This is a genomic window from Pseudoalteromonas sp. PA2MD11, from assembly GCF_017808125.1.
In the GTDB taxonomy this organism is placed as follows: domain Bacteria; phylum Pseudomonadota; class Gammaproteobacteria; order Enterobacterales; family Alteromonadaceae; genus Pseudoalteromonas; species Pseudoalteromonas simplex.
The window spans coordinates 17,589-39,068 of record NZ_JADKNF010000021.1; the positions used below are offsets into that span (position 1 = coordinate 17,589).

Consider the following 21,480-nt stretch of genomic DNA (forward strand, 5'->3'; position numbering starts at 1 on the left):
AAGAAAAATCCGCTATGTAAATTTAACTTTTTTTTAATTAATTTTTTGTGACGAGAAGGTGGCGCACAATTAACATCATTACATTGGCGTATTCTCATGGGCAGAACTAACCTTTTGCAGCGATAGTTAAGCTAACACGATGTTCACCTAAACGTTGATGTTCTACACCTAAGTTGGCCTGTAAAGAATCAAGCAAACCTTTAATGTCGCCAGTTTTAAAAACACCAGCCACTTTTAAAGAGGCAAGTTCAGGATCATTTAATTCAAAACGTGTGGCAGTATAACGACTTACCTCTTGCAGTGCTTCGCCTAAAGACTCGCCATTAAAAATCAGCATTTCTTGTTGCCATGCCAAATCACGTTGTACGTCATCAACCGATAACTGTTTAATTGGCTCAGTTTTACTTTGTTTTATTAGTGCTTTCTCACCAGATACAACAACATTAGCGCGAAGTGCTTTAATATCTGCACTGTTATCTGAGGCATCTTTTAAACGATTAAAGTCGCGAGCATCAACCTGCGTACTCGGATCAGCAATCATCACCTTGCCCTCAGTCACCACTAGTTCTAAGTCTGAAGCAGTATTTCGCTGCACATTAAACACTGTACCAAGTGCAGTAAATGATTTATCACCAGCAATAACCGTAAACGGACGGCTCGGATCTTTGGCAACATTGAAGCGCCCTTCACCGCGGCTCAAAATCAACTGCCGGCGATCGCCTGAATAGGCAACTTCGAGTTTAGTATTGGTATTAAGCTGAACAATAGTGCTGTCTGGTAACACAAATTCAGCTTGCTCACCCACTTTGGTGCGGTAAATTTTGCTAAATTTGGCGTAATCGTTTTCTTCACTTTGCCAATAGCTTGAATAGATAAGCATGATAGAACCAAGCAGCATTGCCACTAAAAAGCTTGCGGCGGTTGCCATACCAAACACTGCTGGTTGTTTTTGCGGTGCTTTATAAGGAAATAAGCTACTTAACTCGTTAAGTACACTCATTTCATCCCATAAGGTCGCAAGTTCAAATAATGCCTCTTGATGAGCCGCACTTTGGTGAGCCCACAAATGTAATTGGCTTACTTCATCTTTAGATAGGCCACGATCAATTGCACTGATCCATTGACTCGCTTGCTCTTGAATCATGTCTTTTGATGAAAATGGATGAACATTACTCATTTGTTCACCTCTTTTGCAGTGAACTCTGTGGTTGGGGTAAATGCCTGTGGTTGTACGTCGTGTGATTTCATTGCTCGGTGAACATGTAATAAGCCTTTGGCTATATGTTTTTCAACAGTACTCTCGCTGAGATCCATTTTAGCTGCAATTTCCTTTTGGCTTAAGCCATAGACTTTTTTTAAGATAAAACATTTTTTAACCTGAGGGCTTAATTCGTTAGTCACTCGGCAAAAAAACAAAAAACGCTCTTTAGAAGTCACTTCATCTTCAAGTGCCATTGAACGCATGTGATGCTCAACCTGCTGTTGTTCATCTAACGATTCTTTGTATTTATTGTCCCATTTAGCAATATGATTAAGCGCCAAATGCTTAGCCGTTTTCAGCATGTAACTGTGAGTATATTCGATATTTTGCTTAAGATCAGCTTCATAACTTTTTATAAACGTCTCTTGCACAATATCTTCTACATCATCAGGGCTGACGATACGTGATACAAAGCGCCTAAGCTTGCTCGATATCTCGGTAAAAGCGGTGATAACCCCAGTTTGTTCTGTCATCCTTAACTCACCTTTATTATATTTTTATTGCTTTAGGGTACGAGATTTCAGTTTAATTACAAGCCATTTGTTAAGTTTTTGTACCTTAAGTAAACAAAGATTTCATAAACTCATAAAAAACCTCTGTTTTGCGCGTCACTAGGCTGTTTTGTGGTTTTAAAAACCACACTGGCGCGTCAGCATCAACAAGGCTATTAGGGAGTACTTCAATTAACCGCCCTTCGGCTAAATCGTCTTTAATTGCAATATAAGATTTAATCGCTATGCCATGGCCTGCAATCGCAGCCTGTGTCATGTTATCTGAATTAGATACAGTAAAACGCGTTCTCGCATTATAATTAATGACTTGTCCGCCTTCGCTAAATTTAAGCTGTCGCTGCCATGGCAAACACACCCAGTAATGGTCTTTAAGATCAGCCACCGATTTTGGTTGCCCATATTTTTCAATATAGCTCGGTGCTGCGCACAAAATACGAGAGTTACTAACCAGCTTACGAGAAAGCAGGTTTGAATCTGCTAACTGACCAACTCGAATAGCCACATCTTGGGCATCATCCACAATATTCACGAATTGATCTGTGATCATAAAATCGAGCTTTAAGTCGGGATATTGCTGTTCAAAGTGGCCAAGCTCAGGCATCACAAATTTTGAGAAGACCCAAGGCGGCATAGTAACTCTTAAAAGCCCTGTCACTGCTGAGCCCCGCGCGCCAATTTGATGTTCAGCATCATACAAGGCTTCTAAAATGGCACCAGCACGTTGATAAAACAGCTCTCCTGCTGGTGATAAGCGTATTCGCCGACTATCACGAAACAACAATACAGTACTTAACGCTTTTTCTAACTTACTTAAGCGATGACTTACCGTAGCTGGTGAGAGGCCCTGAGCTTTAGCGGCGGCAACTACACCTTGGTTTTCAACTATAGCAATAAAGGTTTCTAAATCACATAAACTGTACATGGCTTTGATTCAATATTTTCGAATTTAGGTTTCAGTTTTGTATTGTATATATAAATATTTAAAACTCTATACTTGCTACTAATTGTAAAAAATGATTGGAGCATGTATGTCTTTAAAAACCCAAATCGACGCCTTTGAAGTGCAAAAGAAAGCCAATGTCCCAGCTGATATCTTAAATTTGATGGATGTAACGACTGAAAAACTAATTGCTGAACAATTAAGTGAACATGCTTTAAAAGTCGGTGATAAGTTTCCAGCATTTGAATTACCCGACAGCAAGGGCAAACAAATCAGCTCGACTGAATTGCTAACTAAAGGCCCGCTTGTGCTGAGTTTTTACCGTGGTGGCTGGTGCCCGTATTGTAATTTAGAGCTACGTGCACTTAACACTATGCAACAAGCATTTGCTGATCAAAATGCACAGTTAGTTGCTGTTTCGCCGCAGTTACCTGATGAATCACTGTCTACCCAACAGCAAAACGAGCTAGCTTATACGGTGCTTTCTGATGTGTCTAACTCATTGGCTAAAAAGTGTGGTTTGGTATTCACTTTGGATGAACGCTTGATCCCTGTTTACGATCAACTTGGTTTAGATATTCCAAAAGTCAATGGTGACGAAAGCTACGAATTACCATTACCAGCAACCTACGTTATTGATAGCCAAGGGGTAATTCAATTTGCATTTGCCCATGAAGATTACACTCTAAGAGCAGAGCCTTTAGATGTTCTTAACGCAGTTAAGGCACTAAATCATGTTTAAAAAAGTATTTTTTAGTCTAGTTTTATTGGTAAGCCTAACTTACTCGGGAGGCACAATGGCAGAGTCTCAACACCAAGCAAAACCAAAAGTAATTGTGTTTGATGTCAACGAAACCTTGCTTGATCTTGAACAAATGCAAAGCTCAGTCGCTAAAGCGCTTGATGGCAATACCCAGCTATTGCCACTTTGGTTTTCGACAATGCTTCACCACTCTTTAGTAAGTACGGTATCGAATGATTATCATGACTTTGGTGAAATCGGTGTTGCAGCACTGATGATGGTGGCAAGTAATAATCAAATTTCGTTAACCAACGAGCAAGCAAAACAAGCGATTGTACCACCGCTTTTATCTTTACCTGCGCATAGCGATGTTAAACCAGCATTAGCGAAATTAAAGCAAGACTATAAACTAGTCAGCTTTACAAATTCATCAAATAACGGTGTAAAAGCACAGTTTCAACATGCTGGCTTAACAGAATACTTTACTCACCGTTACAGTGTTGAAGATATTAAAGTGTATAAGCCCGATCTGCGCGCTTACAAGTGGTTGCTTGAACAATTAAATGTAGCGCCTCACGAAGCTTTAATGGTTGCTGCTCACGGCTGGGATGTAGCAGGCGCTAAAGAAGCGGGTATGCAAACAGCGTTTATCGCAAGGCCCGGTAAAGCGCTTTACCCTCTGGCAAAGCAACCAGATTACATTGTTAAAAACCTTGAAGAGTTAGCCTCTTTACTAACGAAAAAGTAAAAAACGATTTAAACCCTTAAATTAACGCAAAGCGAAAATGCTTTGCGTTTTTTTGTGCCTAATAAAAAAGTAAACTACAGGGTGTACCTTTCTCTTTTTTGGGTATAAACTAAACGCTAATTGAAAATGCATAGTGACGTCTTTCATCCTGATAGACTATTTTTTATGTATACCTACTTAACAATTGGACTGTGGAGTAAACATGCGTCTGCCTTTCGCACCTGCCAAATTATCATTATCTGCGTTGTTATTAGTTTCTGCTCCTTTGCTACTGCAAGGTTGTTCTGAAGCGCCACAGCAACAACAGGGTCAAATGCACCCCGCCGCTGTCGCGACTATGACAATGGAAACTCACGATGCACCTTTCACTATTGAGCTGCCAGCGACGTTGTCTGGTTCTAAAGAAGTTGAAGTTCGTGCCCGTGTTACCGGTATTCTTGAATCACGCAACTTTGAAGAAGGTCAGCGTGTAGAGCAAGGCCAATCACTGTTTACAATTGACCTTGAACCTTATCAACTTGCGGTTGATCGTGCGCAAGCAGCACTTGATGGTGCAAAAGCAGCGCTTGTTCAAGCTGATCGTGACGTTAAACGATTAGCTAAACTACGTGCCGAAAAGTCTGTTTCACAACGTGATTACGATAACGCAAGCTCAGCCAATGATATTGCTAAAACTGATTTAGCCGCTGCAAAAGTTGCCTTAAAAGAAGCGCAACTAAACCTTGAATATGCGCAAGTAAAAGCCCCTGTAGCAGGTGTAATGGGACGTGAGTTTGTTTCTGAAGGAACCTATGTTTCTGGACCAGATTTATTACTGACTCAAATGACTCAGTTCGACCCTATTCGTATTCGCTTTGGCTTATCTGAGCGCGAACAACTACAAATGCGTCAAGATGTTAAAAATGGCTCACTAACATTACCTGAGCAAGGCCACTGGAAAACACAAATTAAACTTCAAGACGGCTCTTTATACGGACAAACCGGTGAAGTTAACTTCTCTGATGTGCGTATTAATCCAAACACAGGTACCAGTGAGTTTCAGGCAATTATTCCTAACCCTGATTTTCAACTTCGCCCGGGCCAATTCGTGCGCGTTGAGTTAAGTGGTGCAGTACGCAAAAACGCTTTCATCGTTCCGCAACGTGCAGTACTTGATAACGGCACTGGTAAGTTTGTTTATGTAGTAAGTAAAAACGAGCAAGGTATGGATGTCGCTTTACCTGCCCCTGTTACTGTAGGTGAATGGATCAAAAAACCAGAAAACGAGCAATACCAAAACTTTTGGTTAATTCGCAGTGGTTTAAAAGAAGGCGACCAAGTTATTGTTGATGGCATGGCACGTATTTTCTTCCCGGGTATGCCAGTCAATGTTGGCCAACCTGCCGCTAACCCAAGCCACGCAGAATAAGCACAGGGAGTCTTATGTTTTCTCGTTACTTTATAGACAGACCCATTTTTGCGTTTGTTATATCTATTGTTATTGTGCTTGCCGGCCTCGCTGCGATGCGCAGCTTACCTGTGGCGCAATATCCTGAAATAGCCCCACCGGTTGTACAAGTAACCGCAGCCTACCCGGGTGCATCTGCCGATGTGCTTGAGCAAACGGTTGCGACACCGATTGAAAATGCCATTACCGGTGTTGAAGGCATGATGTATATGTCTTCAACGTCAACCAGTGCAGGTTCAACCACCATCGAAGTTACTTTTGAAATTGGCACTGATGTTGACCAAGCAGCTGTAAACGTAAACAACCGTGTTAAACAGGTTGAAGCCCGTTTACCTGAAGAAACACGCCGCCAAGGTGTGGTGGTTCAAAAAGGTTCTTCTAGCTTTTTACAAGTTCATGCCTTTTACTCACCAGATGGAACACGTTCGAGTTTATGGACATCAAACTATGTCACTATGAACGTACTTGACCGTGTTAAACGCATTCCTGGCACTACCAGTGTACAAATTTTTGGTGCCAAAGATTACGCAATGCGTATTTGGTTGCGCCCTGATGTGATGAGCCAATTAGGTGTCACTGTTGAAGAAATTGCAGGAGCAATTCGCGTACAAAACTCGCAATACGCGGCAGGTAAAATTGGTGCGACGCCTACGACACAATCTCCTCAAGAGCTGGTTTACAGTGTAACTGCACAAGGGCGTTTGTCTGAGCCTGAGCAATTTGAAAATATCATTATTCGTTCAAACACAGACGGCAGTAGCTTACGCTTAAAAGACGTAGCCCGCGTTGAGCTCGGCTCAAAAGACTATAACTTCAAAGGAACGATTAACGGTAAAGAAGCGGTACTGTTAGGTATCTTCTTGCAACCAGGAGCAAACGCTCTTGATGTAGCTGAAGAAGTAAACAGTGTTATTGAAGAAATGAAAAGCCAGTTCCCTACCGGCCTTGCTCATTTAACGTCATACGACACAACCCGCTTTGTTGAAGTATCAATCCGTGAAGTTGTAAAAACACTACTTGAAGCCATGGTATTGGTATTCTTAGTGGTGTATTTATTCTTACAAAACTGGCGCGCAACGCTTATTCCAACCCTTGCAGTGCCAGTATCACTACTGGGCACATTTGCCGGCATGTATATGCTGGGTTACTCAATTAACTCACTCACCTTATTCGGTATGGTGCTGTCGATTGGTATTGTTGTTGATGATGCCATCGTGGTACTTGAAAACGTTGAGCGTATCATGCACGAAGAAGGCCTAGGTGCCAGAGACGCCGCTGTTAAAGCGATGGGCGAAGTAAGCGGCCCTGTAGTCGCCATTGTTTTAGTACTTTGTTCAGTGTTTGTGCCAATTGCGTTTTTAGGTGGCTTAACCGGTGAGCTATTCCGCCAGTTCGCTATTACTATTTCGATTGCTGTAAGTTTATCCGGTGTCGTTGCATTAACCATGACACCTGCGCTTTGTGTACTTATTTTAAAGCAAGAACACAAGCAAACTGCCCGCTTCTTCTTATGGTTTAACGACATGTTTACCAAGATCACCGGCCGTTATGTCGGTGCTGTTGGCTTTATGGTGCGCCGCGGTCTGTTAGGTCTTATCTTAATGACAGGTATGATTGCAGCAACAATTGGCCTTTGGCAAAACACCCCAGGTTCACTTGTGCCAGATGAAGACCAAGGTTATTACATCTCAGCAATTTTCTTACCTGACGGTTCATCACTTGAGCGCACAGAGCAAGTAACACAACAGGTTGTTGAGGCCGTGCAATCAAACCCAGCAAACGAAAACGTTGTGGCGTTTACCGGTTTTGACTTTATTGGCGGTGGTTACAAAAACAGCGCTGCAACCTTATTCGTGACTCAAAAGCATTGGGATGAGCGTGAAGTTGATACCAAGGCGCTGGTGCAAGAGCTCTTCATGAAAACAGCAGGTATTAAAGAGGCGCTCGTTCTTGCCTTTAATCCTCCGGCTATTTTTGGTTTAGGTAACACAGGTGGCTTTGAATTTTACATTCAAAACAAAGGTGATAGCGACCCAGACAAACTTCAACATGCAATGCAGTTGATGACAGCTGAAGCACAAAAGAGCCCTATTATCAGTGGCCTGCAAACACTTTGGCGCCCTGATGCACCTCAGCTACGTGTTGATGTTGACCGTGAACAAGCACGTGCAATGGGTGTAGAGATTGATGATGCGTTCACTGCCCTTGCAGGTAACTTAGGTACTTATTACGTTAACGACTTCAATAAATTTGGTCGCGCATGGCAAGTACTAATGTCTGCAGAGGCTGAATTTAGAATGAAGCCTGATGACATTGGCCGTATCTATGTTAAAAACAATCAAGGTACTATGGTGCCGCTTTCAGCCTTTACCACTATCGAGTATAGCCGTGGCCCAGAAAACCTAAATCGTTATAACAACTTACCTGCTGTTAAACTGATGGGTAATGCAGCGCCGGGTTACAGCTCAGGTCAAGCTATTGCTGAAGTTGAACGTATTGCACAAGCAGTATTACCACCTAATATGACCTACGAGTGGACAGGCTCTGCATTCCAAGAGAAACGCAGTTCAGGCACCACAGGAATTGCCTTAGGCCTTGCTGTGATCATGGTATTTTTGATTCTAGCAGCCCTGTATGAGCGTTGGTCACTACCACTGTCTGTGATGCTTGCTCTGCCATTTGGTACCTTTGGTGCGCTTATAGCAGTTTGGGTTGTTGGCATGACAAATGATGTGTATTTCCAAATTGGTCTGGTAACACTACTTGGTCTTGCCAGTAAGAACGCGATTCTTATTGTTGAATACGCCTTGATGAAACATCAACAAGGCTGGAGCGCAAGTACGGCTGCTCTTGAGGCAGCACGTTTACGTTTTAGACCAATTATTATGACTTCGCTTGCATTCATTTTAGGCGTAGTACCTTTAGTACTTAGCTCTGGCGCAGGTGCAGGTGCCCGTCACAGTGTTGGTACCGGTGTAATGGGCGGTATGATGGCAGCGACATTCCTTGCTGTATTCTTTGTGCCGCTATTCTTCTATTGGTTAACGGCGCGTAAGTTAACTGAAAAACGTTCAAGACAAGAGCTTGCTGATGAAATAGCAGAACATCATCAACAAGAACATGTCAAAACCCAAGAGGGTAACCTGTAAAAAATGAAGGGCAAACAATGAGTTTGCCCTTTTTTTTGATTATTTGATTACTAGCAATTTACTGCTTCGAACGCTAGTATTAAGGAAAGATGTGTGGAGTACAGCATGAATAATCAAAAATTAGCCGAATTTGAACAGTATTTTCAAATCAACGAGAGCAACCGTGTCAATTTATATGCGGTTGAACCAAGTGCTGTGCCAAAAACCAATGCTGAGCTCGAAGCGGATATCCCTGCCCTATTTAAACTTGCCAACGAAGTAAACGAACTTGAACAAACAAGCTTACGACCACTTCGTAACCTAGGTGATGTTGCACAAGAACTCGCGGCCTTTTTACAGGCGCAGTCTCGTAAAATTGATTTAATCATGAGTCACATCTTAGCCTCAGAGCAGCCTGACGATAACGCAAACTATTGCGATAGTTATGGCGGTGGCGGTGTAAAACTTACCTCAGCTGATGTGTATGAATTAGGGCAAACATTTCGTACTAAGTTGTTCTTGCAGCACGAAGCATCTGCCATTTATTGCTATACCGAATTAGTGGCCATTGAAAAATGCGATGATGATAAATACCAATACACATTATTGTTTACTGCCATTCGCGATGCTGACCAAGATTTAGTCGTAAGAGCAGCCCTGCACGCACAAACACGCCAACTTAAAAAACGTCAGCAAGAAAACAATCAGCAAGACAGTTAAAAATCACGCTTTATCGCGCACAAAAAGCTGACATCTATGGCTAAAATGCTAAACTAGCCCCACCTTAGTTTGTTTAATACCTTCATGAAATTTAGACTTTTACCTGAATGGGCTGAGCAAGATGCCGTTATGCTCACTTGGCCTCATCAAGACACAGATTGGGCAGCAAATTTAACCGCTGTTGAGCCTGTGTATGTAGCACTTTGCCAAGCAATAAGCCAACAACAAGATGTTGTCATTGTAGCTCATGATAATGCTCTCAAAGTACATATCGCAGCTTTACTTGCAAATGCAGAGGTTGATGCTAATCGCATTCACTTTGTGGTGACACCGTGTAACGATACTTGGGCACGTGACCATGGCCCATTGACCTGTGCAAATATTGATGACGCAACTCAATTGAAAGTAATGGATTTTATTTTTAATGGGTGGGGCAATAAGTTTGCAAGTGATCTTGATAACCAAATTAATCAAGTACTTGTAAAACAAGTCGCTAATTCTAAAAATGGCTATCAGCAAAGTGATCTGGTTCTTGAAGGCGGTGGCGTCGAGATCAATGAACAGGGCGTGCTACTCACAACCAGCGAGTGCTTATTAAACCCAAATCGTAACCCAGAACTCACAAAAGCAGATATAGAACAAACGCTGGTTGAGCAACTGGGTGCTACGTCGTTTCTTTGGGTTGATCATGGTTACCTTGCAGGTGATGATACCGACAGCCATATTGATACGCTGGTACGTTTTGCCCCAAACAACACGCTTGTTTATGTTAAGTGCGACGATAAAAATGATGAGCACTTTGCAGCCCTTGATGCAATGGAAAAACAACTGCAATCATTTAAAACAGCAGAGGGTGAAAACTACACGCTGATTGCCTTACCTTGGCCAAAAGCAGTGTTCGATGAAGATGGTGACAGACTACCTGCCACATACGCTAATTATTTAATTATCAATGAAACCGTTTTAGTACCAATTTATGGTGACGAAAACGACCAACATGCGCTTGGTCAGGTTGCCAAAGCATACCCAGATCACACTGTAGTGGGTATTAATTGTGTGCCAATTATTCACCAATTTGGCAGCTTACACTGTATTACAATGCAATTACCGCGCGGCTTTTTAGCAGGAACAAACAATGACTAAACCAACGCATTTAAAGGTTGCTCTTGTTCAGCAATCAAACACCGATAATGCTCAAGACAATATGGCAAAATCAATTGCTGGTATTCGTGATGCAGCAAGCCAAGGCGCTAAGCTTATTGTTCTTCAAGAGCTACACCGTAGCTTATATTTTTGCCAAACCGAAGATGTAGACGTTTTTGATTTAGCAGAAACAATCCCGGGCCCAAGCACAGACACCTTAGGTGCACTTGCTAAAGAACTTAATGTGGTGATCGTGTCATCATTATTCGAAAAGCGCGCTACAGGACTTTATCACAATACCGCTGTGGTACTTGAAACTGACGGCAGCATTGCCGGTAAATACCGTAAAATGCATATTCCTGATGACCCAGGCTTTTACGAGAAGTTTTACTTCACACCGGGTGATTTAGGTTTTGAGCCTATTCAAACCTCTGTCGGTAAACTTGGTGTACTAGTGTGTTGGGATCAATGGTTCCCAGAGGCTGCACGCTTAATGGCAATGGCCGGTGCTGAAATTTTAATTTACCCAACAGCCATTGGTTGGGACCCGCGTGATGAAAAAGACGAGCAAACACGTCAAAAAGACGCCTGGGTTATTTCGCAACGCGCTCATGCAGTTGCCAACGGCGTACCTGTGATCAGCTGTAACCGTGTTGGTCACGAAAGTGATCCAAGTGGTCAAAGTGAAGGTATTCAGTTCTGGGGGAACTCGTTTATCGCGGGCCCTCAAGGTGAAATCTTAGCCGAAGCGAACAACAGCGATGAGCAATTACTAGTTGTTGAATTAGACCAAGCGCGTAGTGAAAACATACGTCGAATTTGGCCTTACCTTCGTGATCGTCGCATCGATCACTATCAGGACTTAACCAAGATTTATCGAGACTAAGCAGTAAAAACAGTTTAAAGGAGTAGTAAATGGCGTTTGCGCAATGGGCAGCATTGCCTTGGGTAAAATCTGAAAAAGATAAAATTCAATGGGGACAACTTACCGGTAGCGGGCTTAGCATCGCCATCGCAGAAGGTGTAAAACAACACAACGAGCTGGTTGTGATTGTCACCCCTGATACGCCAAGCGCCCTACGCCTTGAAACTGAACTCGAATTTCTGTTGCCCGAAAACCCAGTCATGGTCTTCCCTGACTGGGAAACACTCCCTTATGATCATTTTTCGCCCCATCAAGATATTATTTCTGCGCGCTTAGCCACGTTAAATACCTTAAAAAAAGAACAACAAAGTGTATTAATCGTGCCAGTGTCGACCTTGATGCTGCGTACTGCCCCTGCTTCGTTTATTTATGGTTCAACCCTTAACTTTAAAGTGGGCGATACCCTAGATACCCACACACTGCGTGAAAACTTAGAACAAGCGGGCTATTTACATGTACAACAAGTGATGGAGCATGGTGAATACGCAATTCGTGGCTCTATCGTTGACTTATACCCTATGGGTAGCCCGCACCCATTTCGTTTAGACTTTTTTGATGATGAGCTCGACAGCATTCGTTTATTTGATGTTGAAAGCCAGCGCTCAGATGAAAAGGTCGACAAAATTGAGTTACTGCCAGCTCACGAGTTTCCAACTAACGACTCAGACATTGAGCGTTTTCGTATCAATTATCGTGAACAATTTGGCGCAAGCTCTGAGCAAGACTCAATTTATATGCAGGTGACTAAAGGAACCTGGCCTGCGGGTATCGAATATTACATGCCACTGTTTTTTGATGAATTGGCAACCATCTTCGATTACTTACCAAGTAATACAACCTTTATGCATTTTGGCGATATTGAGCATGCTGCTGATCAGTTTTGGCATGATGTGAATGTACGCTATGAAAACCGCCGTGTTGATCCGCTCAGACCTTTGCTTGAACCTGTAAAGCTGTATCAAAGTGTTAATGAGCTATTTGGTGAATTTGGTAAATACGCGCGCATTCGTTTATCACAAGCAAAATTAGGCACCAAAGCGGGTCATACAAACCTGGCTAGTAAAGAGCTGCCAAATGTTCGTATTGATCATAAGTTACATGAACCGTACCAAGGTTTAATTGACTATGTTGCCAGTGAGAAGAAACAAAAAGGTCGTGTGCTGCTCTCGGTTGAATCAGATGGCCGCCGCGAATCATTACTCACATTATTAAAGCCAAGTGGTTTAAAGCTTAAAGAATTTGAATCGTTTAGCGATTTTACCAATAGTTCGAGTGATGTTGGCCTAATCGTTTCGCCACTTGAGCAAAGTGTGGTGTTAGACGGTAAACCGCGTTTAACTATAATCACAGAGCAAGAATTATTAGGTATTAAGGTCTCGCAACGTCGACGCCGTAAACACAAATACGAAGCCAGCCAAGATGCGCTTATTCGTAACCTTGCTGAGCTACGTGAAGGTCAACCTATTGTGCACCTTGATCACGGTGTAGGCCGCTATCAAGGCCTTGAAACCATTGATGCAGCCGGTGTGATCACTGAATTTGTTACGATCATCTACGCTAACGAGGCAAAACTATACGTGCCTGTTTCTGCGTTACATATGCTGAGCCGCTATTCAGGTGGCGAAGAAGCCTCTGCCCCGCTCCATAAGTTAGGCTCTGATGCGTGGGAAAAAGCCAAGAAACGTGCCGCCGAAAAAGTGCGTGATGTGGCTGCTGAACTCTTAGATATTTACGCTAAACGCCAAGCAAAGCCTGGCAATAAATTTAAGCTTGATGGCAGTGCTTATCGTCAGTTTAGTGACAGCTTCCCATTTGAAGAAACTGACGATCAACGCAACGCCATTGAGTCTGTGCTCGGTGATATGCAAAGTAAGCAAGCGATGGACCGTTTAGTATGTGGTGACGTTGGCTTTGGTAAAACTGAAGTGGCAATGCGCGCAGCCTTTGTGGCCGTGAATGATAACAAGCAAGTTGCGGTACTTGTACCCACCACACTGCTTGCACAGCAACATTATGAAAACTTTAAAGACCGCTTTGCCGATTTACCAATTGAGGTTGGCGTTTTATCGCGTTTTAACTCAACCAAAGAGCAAAAAGACACCCTAGATAAAATGGCTGAGGGTAAATTAGATATCGTGATTGGTACTCACAAGCTTATTCAACAAGATATTCAATTTAAAGATTTGGGCTTATTGATTGTTGACGAAGAGCACCGTTTTGGGGTGCGTCAAAAAGAAAAAATCAAAGCATTACGTGCCGATGTCGATATTTTAACGCTCACAGCAACCCCTATCCCACGTACATTAAACATGGCAATGAGCGGTATGCGTGACCTGTCAATTATTGCCACACCGCCTGCAAAACGTTTAGCGGTTAAAACCTTTGTTAGACAAAGAGATGCTGAACTAATTCGCGAAGCAATTCTGCGTGAGATTAAACGCGGTGGTCAGGTGTATTTCTTACATAATAATGTTGAAACCATAGACCGAGTTGCTGAAGAAATTAGCGAATGGGTACCTGAAGCCAGCGTAACAACGGCACATGGTCAAATGCGAGAGCGCGAGCTTGAACAAATTATGAGTGATTTTTATCACCAAAAATATAACGTAATTGTGTGTACCACCATCATCGAAACCGGTATCGATGTACCCACTGCCAACACCATTATTATGGATAGAGCAGATAAACTCGGTCTGGCACAGCTGCATCAGTTGCGTGGTCGTGTTGGAAGAAGCCATCACCAAGCGTATGCCTACCTACTGACTGGTAACCCTAAATCACTGAGTAAAGATGCGGTTAAACGCCTCGAAGCGATTGAATCACTGGAAGACCTGGGTGCAGGCTTTGCGCTCGCAACCCATGACTTAGAAATTCGTGGTGCTGGCGAGCTGCTTGGTGATGATCAATCAGGTCAAATGCAAACCATTGGCTTTAGTTTGTATATGGAAATGCTTGAGCAAGCGGTTAACTCCCTCAAAGAAGGTAAAGAGCCAACCCTTGAGAACTTATTAGGTCAACAAACTGAAGTTGACTTAAAGCTGCCAGCGTTATTACCTGATGATTACATTCATGATGTAAACGTACGTTTAGGAATCTATAAACGCATTGCAAGCTGTGCTAACCTCAATGATATGGACGAGTTACAGGTAGAGCTGATTGACCGTTTTGGTCTACTACCTGACGCCACGAAAAACTTATTCAGCTTGCAGCAATTAAAACTGCAAGCAAGTAATATTGGCATTAAGAAGATTGAAGCAAACCCGAAAGGCGGTTATTTTGAGTTTAGCCAGCATACAAAGGTTAACCCTAGCTTCATTATAGGTTTGATACAAAGTGCACCACAGGTGTATAAAATGGATGGCGCAAACAAACTGCGCTTTGCAATTAGCGAAGCCAACGCTCGCGAACGCTTAAAAATGGTCACTGCAATGATTGCAGATTTCGAAAAAAAGGTTAGCCATTAATGTTGTTTAGAAATAGTTTACTACTGCTTTGTTGCTTATATACAAGCTCGTCATTTGCAACACGTTGGTTCGAAATAGAAGTTCTTATTTATAAACAGCGCCCAGCCCCTTATTTACAGGAAGATTTCAGTTTAAAACACGATGAGATCAAGGCTAAGCGTAGCAAAGATTTATTATCTCCTGCATACACAGCACAAGCGAAGCAAGCGTGTATTGAGGGTGATAGCCGCTTTCGCTCAAATTCGTTTACCGATTCTTTAGTGAATAGCAACCCTCACTCTAATGTATGTGACGACAGTGTTGATTTTTTAGCAAGCTATAATCAACTGCCTGTTACACCCGTTGTTGAGCCCCGTGAAGACACTGACGACATTTACTTAATGGCGCCAGAACAATTACAATTTGTTGAGCAAAAAAATCAGCTTGATAGAAAAGGCTTAACCCCTATTTTGCACACTGGCTGGCGTTTTCCTGAAATGAGTGAAAGAAACGCACCCAGTATCCGTTTATTTTCCGGTGAACACTTAGCAAAACACTCAACCCCAGTAGAGAATGAAAATAACGACTTTATAAGCCTAGTGGGCCCTACTGAGCGCTATATTCCCGACCAGCTGCAAAATGTGCCAAAGTGGGAATTTGATGGTTTAATGAAAATTTATGTTCGTCACTACCTATTTATAAACGCAGATTTTGATATTAGTCAGCGCCTAGAAAACGGTGATTACGAAAAAGCACGTTTTTCACAATTTAAACGTGTGATAAGTAACGAGATACATTATTTTGATCACCCACGTATGGGTATGATCGTGCAAATAAGACGCTACAACCATTAATGGATACAGTTATGAAAAAATATATGGCAATTGCAGCAGCGGCTGCAACACTTACTTTAGCGGGTTGCTCAAAAGTAAATTTAGAGAACTACGAAAAAATTAAAATTGGCATGGATAAAACTGAGGTTGAAGCTATCTTAGGTTCAGCAGATAAGTGTGAAGAAAAGACATTACACACCAACTGTATTTGGGGTAACAAAGATAAAAATATCGAAATTACCCTAGTGTCAGACAAAGTATCGCTTTATAGCAAAACAGGTTTAGACGCTAAATAAACCGAAAAGGGTGGCCGAGGCCACCCTTTCATCTTTCATCTTTCATCTTTCAAAATGTCAGTTTGTGAGTAAATACGCTCAATATTAACAATTTTGCTGCGATTTAACGTAATCTTGTAACGCTGATACAAAGTTTCATCTTCGCTTTGTGTAAACACTAATACCACATTTAACTGATAACGCCTCTCTACGGCTTTCTTAGAGATTTTATTACTATCTAGATGATAGAGCTTACCTTCACCCCGCTTTAAATAGCGAGCAAACGGCGCCAAGCTAAATTGCATGGTTTGTTGCAAAGTATCGTAGCCTGGTAAAAACTCTTTCGCGTTAACTTGTGTTTCGCTTGCAAAATGCAGCCACTGAGCAGCCTGTTTATTTTGATGTCGGCGCTTTGAAAAAATTCTTCTTACCACTTTAGGCAGGCGTTTAAAACTGGTGTATTCAAGCCAAATGTATTGGCTGGCAATTTTGTCTTTGGTTATGCTGTTTTTAAACTGAAACCGCCATTTTGGTCGCCCTCTTACGATAGCTCGCCAGATCACGCGTGTGATGTCTTCTTTAAATATTTCACGAAGTCCATAAATAACACCCAAGATCAAAATCAAGGTTGCTGTTACTTCGGTAAAGTTTGAGCGAGCATTTAACACAACCAACATCACAAAGGCCATGATCACTGCGGTCACTGTACCCTTAACCATGCGCTTTAAATAACTGTTTAAATGCCGTGTAGTGCGATTAAGTACCACCCCATGCTCAATTAAACGTTGTAACAGGCGCATTTTATTAGTGATACGGTTGGCATCTTCGAGTGTTGATTGCGAATTATATTCTTGCTCATCACGATAACTGTTTTCAGCTTTGCAGAACTCTAATAAATCACTGCGCTCTTTTGCAAAATCACTACTGCGCGGCCCTTCATCCAATAGTTTCAGAAATGACTGCTCTACATGCCAGCTTAAGTAGTTATCGGCGTTTTTATAAAATGGCAGGAGCTTTTCGTCATCTGGGGTGTAGCGTCTTAGTTTTTTCAACAAACCTTTGGTTTGCTCGCACAACTCAATGGCTGCAGGGTAAAACTCTTCAGCTTCTTGGTGCTTTAGGGTGTCTTTAATATCGGCATTAAGCGCGAGTCGCACTTGATAACAATATAAGTTTAAGTTTTGCCGATAATCTTGCTGTTCACCTTTGTTTTTACTAACAAAACGGCTTCTTACTAAGGGTAAGTGAATGTTGTTAGCGTTATACGCAAGGTGCGATTTAAAATTGTTGTTAAAGAATGATTCTTCGCTCAGTGTTTGTGGATTTACACTCATTTCATTCGGAATGGAGAAATACAGGTCGAGTCGTTGCTCTGTGCGTGGTTTAAGCTCAGGCTCAATAATAAAAGATAAGTTTTCGTCTTGTTTAAGCAATATCACCTCGTTTTTTAATAATGCTCCCTTAGTTTACGCGTTGATAGGCTTACAGACAATAAAAAAGGCCCAGTAAAAACGGGGCCTTAGTAATCATTTCAAACTAGATTAGAACTTAACGTTAATACCAGCGTGGAAACGACGACCTAATACATCATATGTGTACGGGTCAGTGTTTGAGTCATTGTTACCAGTGTAATATGGTGGTTGTTTATCAAATAAGTTATTTACACCTGCAGAAAGTGTAATTGAGTCATTGATAAGGTATGAACCACTGATATCATGGTAAATAACCGTTGGTGTTGTAGGCGCATAACATGAATCTTCATCACCGATACATGCAAAACTATCCATACCAGCAATATAACGAGCTTGGTACTGAGCATCCCAGTTATCACCAGCAACATTAATTGTTAGGTTTGATTTAAGATCTGCATAACCACCAGAGCCTGACGTAATAACACCTGCGTAGTCAACAGGTTCACCAGTAATTTGAACAACATACTCGTCTAAGTAAGTTGTATCTAAGCCCGCTTTCCAATTAAGGCCAGCAGCTTCAAATGAGTAAGAAAGATTTAAATCGATACCAGATGTTTTTTCAGAACCAATGTTTTGTAGCTGGTTATTGAAAATGATACGACCCGTTGAATCGATTGATACATTTGCCGAGTTACATAACGCAGAACCATTATTTGCATCTGTCTTCAAACACTGATCAACAATGTATTGGTTATCTACTGTCGCAATCGCATTTTCAATTTCGATATCGTAGTAATCTAGCGTCATGCTGAAGCCTTCAAACCACTCAGGCTCATAGACGATACCAGCAGTTAAAGTATCAGCTTCTTCAGGTGTTAAAGATGAGTTACCGCCTACAGTAACTTCTGCTTGGTCTTGCGCACCAGGGTACTCAACTTGTTCGAATGAAGGTGAGTTACCAGAATAAAGCTCTGAAACAGTTGGTGCACGGAATGCTGTTGATACAACACTACGTAGCATTAACTCATCGTTTACTTTCCAAGTTAAACCAAGTTTCCAAGTCTCATCTGAACCAAATGTGCTGTAATCAAATGCACGGATAGCAGCGCTTAATTCTACATTTTGTGCAAGTGGCGCATCTGCAAGAAGTGGTAATGCAAATTCAACATATGCTTCGTTTACATCAAAACCACCTGATGTTGGCTCAACCATCGGATCATTAGCTAGGCCTTGAGCAGTTAAAGAATCAGGCGTGTACCAAGCTTTTTCTTGACGACGTTCAACACCTGCTGCGAATGCTGCATAACCTGCTGGTAATTCAAATAACTCACCTGATACAGAAGCCGCTAGGATAAATAGTTGACTACCACCATTATTTACTTCAGTGTAAACGTTTCTACGGAAACCTTCAGAAGTCCAAGCATTTTGATCTAGTGGGTTAAATGTGCCCACAACTTGACCTTCATCATTCGTGTACATAATGCTATCAGTTAATGAACCAATATTGTGAAGGTTGCTCAATTTATCTACTGAATCATTACGACCAAAGTTAGCAGATACATCCCATGAATAGTCACCGATGAAACCATCAGCACCAATTACAGCACGAACAGTATCTACAGATTGCTCAAAATAACGTGCGCCAGTGTCTGACATACGACGACCGTAGAAAATTTTATCGCCATACGCGTAATTAGCTGTTTCAGTGATGTAGTTACCATCTTCATCACGGTCAGCAATACCATCGCCATCACGGTCAACTTTACTGTTATATGTTTGACCTAATAGTGAGTCACCCATTGATTCATCATAAGTAAAACCAAACCAAATTGGTTGAGCAGCCATTTGTTGCTCAGACCAACGCTTAGTATAAGTGAACTCAGTGAATAAACGCGTCTCGTCGCTTAGTTCATAAGTAGCAAGACCTGTTAAGTTTAAGCGCTCCATTGGCGTGTAAAGGTAGCTATCAGGTGCAAAGTTGTAACGATCAGCATCAGTAAATGGGTGTAAACCACCAAGACCGCTCAAACCACTATCTTGGTGGGCTAGGCCAGAAGTAATTGGATTACCATCTGCATCTACAGACTCACCCGCTTTATTTACATCACCAATTGTACCGTCTTGCCAAATGTGACCACCTTCAGCATAAACAGAACCGCCGTTACAGTTTAAACCATTAGCGCCTTCAGAGATTGGGCAATCAGAAAAGTCACGGTCAGATTGTTTTGCTTTGCCACGATCGGTGTATTGCATACCGATAACAATGTTACCTTTATCAAAAGACGAACCAACTGTGAAGTCGAATGAATTCTCTGTTGCATCACCTTCACCAGTGATTGCAGAGTTAACATTCATGTCAAGACCTTCAAAATCGTCTTTTAAGATGATGTTAACAACACCAGCTACCGCATCAGTACCGTAAACAGCAGAAGCACCGTCTTTAAGTACCTCAACAGATTTGATCATAGAAACAGGAATTGTATTTAAGTCAACAGTAGATGCCGCACCTGTACCAGATGCAATCATACGACGACCATTTACTAAAACTAATGTGCGGCTAGCACCTAAACCACGTAAATCAATACGTGCGTTACCACCAGAACCATTATTTACGCCTGGGTTAGTCATCGCGCCGCCTGTTGCGGTCATTTTTTGTAATACGCTATCGATGCTTGTTGCACCCATTGCTTTGATGTCATCTGCACCAATTAATGTTACTGGGCTTGCGTTTTCCATATCAGAACGCTTAATGCGAGAACCCGTAACTTGAATTTTTTCAATAGACTCTGCTGCATCATCAGCAGCTAAAACTTGCATGCTTGAGAACATTGGGATTGCTGAAACAACAGCTAAACCAAGAATTGATTTTTTCATGTGAAAACCCTACTTGTTGGAAATTTACCTTTAGTCAGGTAGCGCTCGTTATTATTAGAATCACGAGTCAGCGGAGGGCAACTTAGGCGCAGTTAACTGAACGAAAACTGAATGAAAGACTAAATAAAAAACAACCCAAAAATAGCGTACCAATTTTAGGTAATAAGGTTTCACGATGTATCAATGTTAATAGAAAAAAACACTTACACATCAGCAAAGTAGCATTATTAAGTAGCAAAAAAAACACGATTGAAATCAATTGCACGCACTTTGTAATCAAGTGTAATCAAAGCCCAATTAATGCTACAAGTGAAATTTTTACAAGTTGATCACACAACGTTATAAAAACCGTAAAAGCTTGGTAAGACTGCTAACCATAGTTATTCACTTAAATTAACTAAATAGACAAAGTTAGTCTGTTAAACAGTGTATTAGAGGATGATTTTTTGTTTTTGTTCCGTCAGTTTGTAATACCGTATAAAAATACGACTAATAAAGAACATCAAAGTAAAAAATGGTGAAGCAGAAATTGCGCTAATCACAGCTTTTAGATAATTAAAAACTGCGATCAACAATAATGAAGGAAGATGTTATCGAGTTTGCAGTGAATCGAAATAATAAAGCAAGGTTTGAGGTTGATTATCGCCAGAAGTATAAGTGAGCATCATTTTCCAAGTCATAACAGGTTCAGAGCATGCGCCAACCATAGTATCAGCAACCCAAACTTGTCCTGCCTGTTTAAACTGCAGTGGAATAAAACCCATATACATGGTGACACCTTCAAGTTTTGCTGAGAGGTTTTTAGCCTCCTTTGGTAACTTTAGGTTAATCGTAAACGGTGTTTCTGGACTGATATCTGGGTTACTTAGCCAAACTTCTACATTATTAGGGTAATTGCAATGACTATTGTTCTGACAACTTGTACTTGTGTTGCCCTTATCTATACTTTGGCTATCACATGCAGCTAAAAAAAGACTAAAAAGGAACACGGGAAATAAGCTTATTCGCACTCTATTTGCCTGTATAAAATAAAGTCAGATACTAATTAGAATGCCCAAAAAAGACAACAGGCACCTA

The 21,480-nt window shown here is 41.7% G+C and carries 16 protein-coding genes; 10 read left to right on the forward strand and 6 right to left on the reverse strand.

Translation table 11 applies throughout. The features are described from left to right. Positions 1-106: 106 nt before the first annotated feature. From ISP07_RS18370 to ISP07_RS18380, 3 genes are all read right to left on the reverse strand, one after another. Positions 107-1,177: a FecR family protein gene (locus tag ISP07_RS18370; RefSeq protein ID WP_209328493.1), complete on the reverse strand. Its 1,071-nt coding sequence runs from the start codon at positions 1,175-1,177 to the stop codon at positions 107-109. After that, positions 1,174-1,734, reverse strand: coding sequence for an RNA polymerase sigma factor (locus tag ISP07_RS18375; RefSeq protein ID WP_138600045.1), 561 nt, complete (start codon positions 1,732-1,734; stop codon positions 1,174-1,176). Before ISP07_RS18375 ends, ISP07_RS18370 begins: the two co-directional genes overlap by 4 nt. An 85-nt stretch (positions 1,735-1,819) precedes the next feature. Further along, the gene (locus ISP07_RS18380) at positions 1,820-2,695 is read right to left on the reverse strand and encodes a LysR family transcriptional regulator (RefSeq protein ID WP_194442436.1); all 876 of its coding nucleotides are present in this window, start codon (positions 2,693-2,695) and stop codon (positions 1,820-1,822) included. Positions 2,696-2,801: 106 nt separating this feature from the next. Between ISP07_RS18380 and ISP07_RS18385 the strand changes: the two genes are divergently transcribed. The 10 genes from ISP07_RS18385 (at position 2,802) to ISP07_RS18430 (ending at position 16,138) form a co-directional block, all read left to right on the forward strand. Then, on the forward strand, positions 2,802-3,455 hold the full coding sequence (locus ISP07_RS18385) for a peroxiredoxin-like family protein (protein ID WP_209328494.1): 654 nt from the start codon (positions 2,802-2,804) through the stop codon (positions 3,453-3,455). Positions 3,456-3,510: 55 nt separating this feature from the next. After that, positions 3,511-4,203 carry a haloacid dehalogenase type II gene (locus ISP07_RS18390; RefSeq protein ID WP_209328495.1) on the forward strand — a complete coding sequence of 231 codons (693 nt, stop codon included), beginning with the start codon at positions 3,511-3,513 and terminating at the stop codon, positions 4,201-4,203. 202 nt (positions 4,204-4,405) lie between these two features. Then, on the forward strand, positions 4,406-5,611 hold the full coding sequence (locus ISP07_RS18395; RefSeq protein WP_054561341.1) for an efflux RND transporter periplasmic adaptor subunit: 1,206 nt from the start codon (positions 4,406-4,408) through the stop codon (positions 5,609-5,611). Between the two features lie 14 nt (positions 5,612-5,625). Then, on the forward strand, positions 5,626-8,799 hold the full coding sequence (locus ISP07_RS18400; protein WP_209328496.1) for an efflux RND transporter permease subunit: 3,174 nt from the start codon (positions 5,626-5,628) through the stop codon (positions 8,797-8,799). Between the two features lie 105 nt (positions 8,800-8,904). Further along, on the forward strand, positions 8,905-9,498 hold the full coding sequence (locus tag ISP07_RS18405; protein WP_058584935.1) for a PilZ domain-containing protein: 594 nt from the start codon (positions 8,905-8,907) through the stop codon (positions 9,496-9,498). An 84-nt stretch (positions 9,499-9,582) separates the two neighbouring features. Further along, positions 9,583-10,641 (forward strand): agmatine deiminase family protein, encoded by a 1,059-nt coding sequence (locus ISP07_RS18410; RefSeq protein ID WP_209328497.1) that lies wholly within the window; start codon positions 9,583-9,585, stop codon positions 10,639-10,641. Then, the gene (locus tag ISP07_RS18415; RefSeq protein ID WP_054553061.1) at positions 10,634-11,527 is read left to right on the forward strand and encodes a carbon-nitrogen hydrolase; all 894 of its coding nucleotides are present in this window, start codon (positions 10,634-10,636) and stop codon (positions 11,525-11,527) included. Before ISP07_RS18410 ends, ISP07_RS18415 begins: the two co-directional genes overlap by 8 nt. Positions 11,528-11,556: 29 nt before the next feature. After that, positions 11,557-15,030 (forward strand): transcription-repair coupling factor, encoded by a 3,474-nt coding sequence (gene mfd, locus ISP07_RS18420; RefSeq protein ID WP_063529151.1) that lies wholly within the window; start codon positions 11,557-11,559, stop codon positions 15,028-15,030. After that, positions 15,030-15,863, forward strand: coding sequence for a peptidoglycan binding protein CsiV (locus ISP07_RS18425; RefSeq protein WP_209328498.1), 834 nt, complete (start codon positions 15,030-15,032; stop codon positions 15,861-15,863). Before mfd ends, ISP07_RS18425 begins: the two co-directional genes overlap by 1 nt. An 11-nt stretch (positions 15,864-15,874) precedes the next feature. Beyond that, the gene (locus ISP07_RS18430; RefSeq protein WP_054553091.1) at positions 15,875-16,138 is read left to right on the forward strand and encodes a hypothetical protein; all 264 of its coding nucleotides are present in this window, start codon (positions 15,875-15,877) and stop codon (positions 16,136-16,138) included. A 35-nt stretch (positions 16,139-16,173) separates the two neighbouring features. Here the strand turns inward: ISP07_RS18430 and ISP07_RS18435 are convergent, their stop codons facing one another. The 3 genes from ISP07_RS18435 to ISP07_RS18445 all read right to left on the reverse strand — a co-directional run bounded on the left by ISP07_RS18435 (position 16,174) and on the right by ISP07_RS18445 (position 21,392). Beyond that, positions 16,174-17,550 carry a hypothetical protein gene (locus ISP07_RS18435; RefSeq protein ID WP_209328499.1) on the reverse strand — a complete coding sequence of 459 codons (1,377 nt, stop codon included), beginning with the start codon at positions 17,548-17,550 and terminating at the stop codon, positions 16,174-16,176. Between the two features lie 108 nt (positions 17,551-17,658). Then, positions 17,659-20,403, reverse strand: coding sequence for a TonB-dependent receptor plug domain-containing protein (locus ISP07_RS18440; RefSeq protein WP_209328500.1), 2,745 nt, complete (start codon positions 20,401-20,403; stop codon positions 17,659-17,661). A 590-nt stretch (positions 20,404-20,993) separates the two neighbouring features. Beyond that, the gene (locus tag ISP07_RS18445; protein WP_209328501.1) at positions 20,994-21,392 is read right to left on the reverse strand and encodes a hypothetical protein; all 399 of its coding nucleotides are present in this window, start codon (positions 21,390-21,392) and stop codon (positions 20,994-20,996) included. Positions 21,393-21,480 lie beyond the last annotated feature (88 nt).

Coding starts and splice junctions, on each gene's coding strand:
- mfd (WP_063529151.1), top strand. CDS start 11,557: ATGGCGTTTGCGCAATGGGCAGCATTGCCTTGGGTAAAATCTGAAAAA.
- ISP07_RS18430 (WP_054553091.1), top strand. CDS start 15,875: ATGAAAAAATATATGGCAATTGCAGCAGCGGCTGCAACACTTACTTTA.
- ISP07_RS18395 (WP_054561341.1), top strand. CDS start 4,406: ATGCGTCTGCCTTTCGCACCTGCCAAATTATCATTATCTGCGTTGTTA.
- ISP07_RS18415 (WP_054553061.1), top strand. CDS start 10,634: ATGACTAAACCAACGCATTTAAAGGTTGCTCTTGTTCAGCAATCAAAC.
- ISP07_RS18380 (WP_194442436.1), bottom strand. CDS start 2,695: ATGTACAGTTTATGTGATTTAGAAACCTTTATTGCTATAGTTGAAAAC.
- ISP07_RS18375 (WP_138600045.1), bottom strand. CDS start 1,734: ATGACAGAACAAACTGGGGTTATCACCGCTTTTACCGAGATATCGAGC.
- ISP07_RS18400 (WP_209328496.1), top strand. CDS start 5,626: ATGTTTTCTCGTTACTTTATAGACAGACCCATTTTTGCGTTTGTTATA.
- ISP07_RS18390 (WP_209328495.1), top strand. CDS start 3,511: ATGGCAGAGTCTCAACACCAAGCAAAACCAAAAGTAATTGTGTTTGAT.
- ISP07_RS18370 (WP_209328493.1), bottom strand. CDS start 1,177: ATGAGTAATGTTCATCCATTTTCATCAAAAGACATGATTCAAGAGCAA.
- ISP07_RS18425 (WP_209328498.1), top strand. CDS start 15,030: ATGTTGTTTAGAAATAGTTTACTACTGCTTTGTTGCTTATATACAAGC.
- ISP07_RS18405 (WP_058584935.1), top strand. CDS start 8,905: ATGAATAATCAAAAATTAGCCGAATTTGAACAGTATTTTCAAATCAAC.
- ISP07_RS18440 (WP_209328500.1), bottom strand. CDS start 20,403: ATGAAAAAATCAATTCTTGGTTTAGCTGTTGTTTCAGCAATCCCAATG.
- ISP07_RS18385 (WP_209328494.1), top strand. CDS start 2,802: ATGTCTTTAAAAACCCAAATCGACGCCTTTGAAGTGCAAAAGAAAGCC.
- ISP07_RS18410 (WP_209328497.1), top strand. CDS start 9,583: ATGAAATTTAGACTTTTACCTGAATGGGCTGAGCAAGATGCCGTTATG.